The sequence below is a fragment of the Streptomyces bobili genome (assembly GCF_002154575.1).
Classification (GTDB): Bacteria; Actinomycetota; Actinomycetes; order Streptomycetales; family Streptomycetaceae; genus Streptomyces; species Streptomyces bobili.
On sequence record NZ_MUBA01000755.1, the window covers coordinates 1 to 1,428 of the forward strand.

Sequence of the window (1,428 nt, forward strand, 5' to 3'; positions counted from 1 at the left end):
CAGGAAGATCTCGTAGTCCATGCTCAGGCCGAAGATGATCGCGAACATCATCATCGGCACATAGCTCTCGATGGGCACCTTGCCGGAGACGCCGAGGGCGGGCCCGCCCCATCCCCACTGGAAGACGGCGACGACGACGCCGTAGGAGGCCGTGATCGACAGAACGTTGAGGACGGCGGCCTTGACGGCGACCAGGAGGCCGCGGAAGACCGCGAGGATGATCAGGAACGCCAGTGCGACGACCACGCCGATGATCAGTGGCAGCCGACTCGCCACGATGTCACGGAAGTCGACCTGGGCGGCCGTGGTGCCGGTGACGTAGGTCTTGGCGTCCGTTCCGGAGACTGCGTCGGGGAGGGTGTCGTCGACGAGACGGTTCGTCAGGTCGGTGGTGGTGGCGCTCTGCGGGGACTTCGCGGAGTAGACGGTGGCGAGCAGGACGTCGCCGTCCTGGGTGGGGGTGAGCGGGGTGACGGCGGCCGCTCCCGGGACCGCGCTCAGGGTCTTCTGTGCCTGGGAGGAGAGGGCGGAGCGCTGGTCGGAGGGGACGGTGCTCTGATCGATGACGACGGTGAGGGGTCCGTTGGAGCCGGGGCCGAAGGCGTCGGTCATCAGGTCGTAGGCGCGTCGGTCGGTGAAGGAGGTCGGGTCAGCGCCGTCACCGATGTGGCCGAGCTGCAGGGAGAACACCGGGATGGCCAGCACGGCGATGGTGGCCACTCCCGCGGCGAGGTAGCGCCAGGGCCGCCGTTCCACCCGCAGCGCGTAGCGGTGCCAGGTGCCCTGGGCCGGTGCGCCGGCGGTCCCGGCGGTCTCCGCGGTCTCCGCGACGGGTTTGCGCACCCGGTAGCGGTCGATGCGCCGGCCGATGAGGCCGAGCAGGGCGGGCACGAGGGTGAGGGCACCGGCGACCGCGGAGACGACGGTGACGGCGGCGGCGAGGCCCAGCTTGCCGATGAAGCTCACGCCGGACGCGTACAGGCCGGCCAACGCGATGATCACCGTGCAGCCGGAGACCAGCACGGCCCGTCCGCTGGTGGCGGTGGCATGTCCGGCCGCGCGCGCCGGGTCCGTGCCGTCCATGACGTTCTGCCGGTGCCGGGTGACCAGGAAGAGGGCGTAGTCGATGCCGACGCCGAGTCCGATCATGGTGGCGAGGGTCGGGGAGACGGTCGCGAAGGTGAAGGCGGCGGCGAGCAGGCCGAGGCAGGCGAGACCGCCGACCACGCTGATCAGGGCGGTCAGCAGGGGCAGCCCCGCGGCGATGACACTGCCGAAGCCGACCAGCAGCACGACGACGGCGACGGCGAAGCCGATCAGTTCGCTGATCCGGTCGTCCGCGGCGGGGCGGGCGAGTTCGCCGAGCGGGCCGCCGTACTCGACGTCGGCACCGGCCGCGCGCAGCGGCTGGACGGCCTGGTCGACGCC

At 71.4% G+C, this 1,428-nt stretch carries 1 protein-coding gene; it reads right to left on the reverse strand.

Annotated features, from left to right (window positions below; translation table 11 throughout):
• Positions 1-1,428: MMPL family transporter (locus tag BZL64_RS37250; protein WP_158101588.1), on the reverse strand; the 1,428-nt coding region annotated here is incomplete at both ends.